Annotated in this window: 3 protein-coding genes; all 3 read left to right on the forward strand. The window is 42.8% G+C overall.

What is annotated here, in order from left to right; all coding sequences use genetic code 11:
• Positions 1-436: transposase (locus RM811_RS13155; RefSeq protein ID WP_402524981.1), on the forward strand; the 436-nt coding region annotated here is incomplete at its 5' end.
• 1071 nt (positions 437-1507) lie between these two features.
• Entirely contained in the window at positions 1508-2062 is a 555-nt protein-coding gene (locus RM811_RS13160; RefSeq protein WP_402524983.1) for a recombinase family protein, read from the forward strand.
• Positions 2063-2599: 537 nt separating this feature from the next.
• On the forward strand, positions 2600-2832 hold a 233-nt coding region (locus RM811_RS13165), incomplete at its 3' end, for a hypothetical protein (protein WP_402524986.1).

Raw genomic sequence — 2832 nt, forward strand, 5'->3', positions numbered from 1 at the left:
CTGTAAGGCCTTCAAAAAAGTTGGTATGACGCAAATGACAAGCGTTGTGCGTGACCGGATTGAGGATATTTATGACCGAATCCTTAAGCGGGCACTAACGAAAGAAGCCGCCTACATGGAGAAACAACGGCAGGAGATTGGGCGTAAGAAGGTTAAGAATACCAAGGCTTACAACCTCTTTAAGCGACTCAGTGAGTACCTGTCCGACTTCTCAATTCCTTTCGATAACAATGGCAGCGAACGAGATGTCAGGATGGCCAAGCTAAAACAGAAAATCTCAGGCTGCTTCAGAAGTGATGACGTCGGTTCCATATTTGCACGGATTCGCAGCTATTTGTCGTCAGCTAAAAAACAGGGAATGAATATATTTCAGTCTCTTTTTAAAGCTGTTCAAAATTACAGCAACAAGCCTTTGCTCGGTGCTGATGCTGGATAATCATGTCTAATCGGTAGTTGTGAATGCCAGGGTAATACCTGGCTGAACGACTACCCTCTTCTATATAAACTAACGTAAGCTGATTCCACTTAAGATCGTTCCAAGCTGCATGCTGCCATTCGTCTACGAGTAACTTAAGTACCAAAAATAGAGTAGTGGAGGTAGCTCCAGTTGTAACCGGATTTACAGCTATGTGTCGTTTGTTAAAGGAGGGAATGAATATATTAAATCTATTATTAAAACTTTTCAGAATTACAACAAGCAGCTTTTGATGGGTGCTGAATAGTTACCGTAGAGATACTCAATCAAAAGAATCGATGCAATAGGGACATTAACAGCACAAGGTAAAAGGGTCACAAAAGCTGCTGTGTCAAAGCTAAGCGGTATTACTGACAGAACCATAAGAAGGGCATATTCAGACCTATTTCAGGCTTAACAAAAAACCGGACATACGGTGTACATCAGATATATACAAGGTTTGCGAAGCAATCCTTGCCCTTGCTTTAAACGGTGTTGGATCGAACCCAATGATTGAAGCCGTGGTGCCGGTTAGGTAAGAATTCCATGAATGGTTGGTTCTTGGACATTGAATAGGAAACCGAAGGTAGTACTGAGATAAGAATTCAATATTGAAGGTGTGGTGGTTGTACAGGAAACCGAAGGTAAGAAGGTGTTCTTTAGAATGCTGAAGGTAAAGTAAGAACTAAATGGTATATGTAGAAACTTGCGCCTGAAATTTTTTGCTTATAATTATTAGTTATAAACAATTTTCCCATTTCTACTGCCGGTAAGGCAGATCCTGGGAAAACCTAAAACAACTGCCCGGCAGTGTAACGCTACTTATCCGTAACGACTGACTGCCGATGCTTAGCAAAATTACAGTCAAGGTATGACAGTAATAATTCATTAGTTGTCTGGCTCAACAGGGCAAGGGCTATTGAGCCATTTATAAAATTCCTGTGTCCCAATAAAAGCTAGCTCAATGAAGTGTTAATTTTTCATTGAGCCACTCTCTATACTTGAGCCAACTTCAAGGAGCCAGACAGGGCTATTTTCCAGCGGGGGTGATTTGTGGCAACAGTGGCTTACTACAGAGTGAGTACCAAAGAACAATCTATCGAGAACCAGAGACAGGAATTATCAAAAGAACCGTACAAAATTGATAAGGAGTTCATTGATCACGGTATCAGTGGAATCACACAAACAGAAGAGAGAGAAGGCTTCTCAGCCATGCTTAACTATGTTCGTGATGGTGACACTCTCATAACCGTAGATATTGACCGACTAGGCCGTGATGCTATCGACGTTCAACAGATAATCGCAAAGCTGAAAGGTATGGGAGTAAAAATCATTATCACCCGCATGGGTATTGATCTAGATAGTGATTCCGGGGAATTCCTGATAACCATCATGAGTAAGGTTGCTGAAATGGAACGTAAGAAGATGCTGGAAAGACAACTCGCAGGCATTGCCAGAGCCAAATCTGAAGGAAAGTATAAAGGCTCCCAGAAATCCGTTGAACCGGCAATCGTCAAAGAAGCCAGGGAAACCATGAGTATTGCCGACACGGCTGAACACCTGGGAATATCCGTAGCCACTGTGAAGCGACTGCAAAAAGCCAGCTAATTCTATCTTTCCCCGAACTCAAAATACGGGGTTTGTCGTTCTTTCCTGCCGCAGCGTCTATGGTTATTAGGTTTTCATTAATAGGGTGATCAGCTGTGCTTGATAATGATCCGAATGTCTGTAGCAAATGCCGTGAAGGGTTTGCTTTGCGTCCATGGGTTATGTCACGACTGCCAGGAAGAACTTGAAGCTGATGAAGAGAAAAGCGGAACTGATGACCCAGATGTTCATCTATCGACAGTCAGTTACTGCGTTACTGACGACGGGTTCGTAAAAGAGTGATTTTAAAATGCGACAGATACTCACCCCGCAAACCATATACGAGCTACAGCCCGTCAAAGACTGTCACGGAGAAACCAAACTGGAAGAAAAGCTCAGAGTCATCTGGCGCACAAAAAACATTATGGTCATTCCGCCGGTTGAAATGCTCATGCTTCACAGGCCACACCAGCCTTCACGCTTATCACTCTAATCAAGGGAACCATCTATAAATAAAAAGCTCAAAGCCAGTACTTCGGCCAACAGAAAGTAATAAACATGGGCATCCCAAGCTCTACCGGAACGCCGCAGGGAGTAACAATACCCAAAACTACTCAGAACAAAGAAATACAGAAAGAAGAACCAGCATCACTGGTTACTATGACCTCCTTTAGTGGCAGAAGAATTGTTGTTATCGAGACATATACAGCGAATACAGCTAGATCGTCTGAAATCGCCGTACAGGCAGTAGACCTTGTATCAGAGTTCGACCTGATAAAAATGGAAAAAAA

Source organism: Endozoicomonas sp. (assembly GCF_031844845.1).
Taxonomy (GTDB): Bacteria; Pseudomonadota; Gammaproteobacteria; order Pseudomonadales; family Endozoicomonadaceae; genus Endozoicomonas.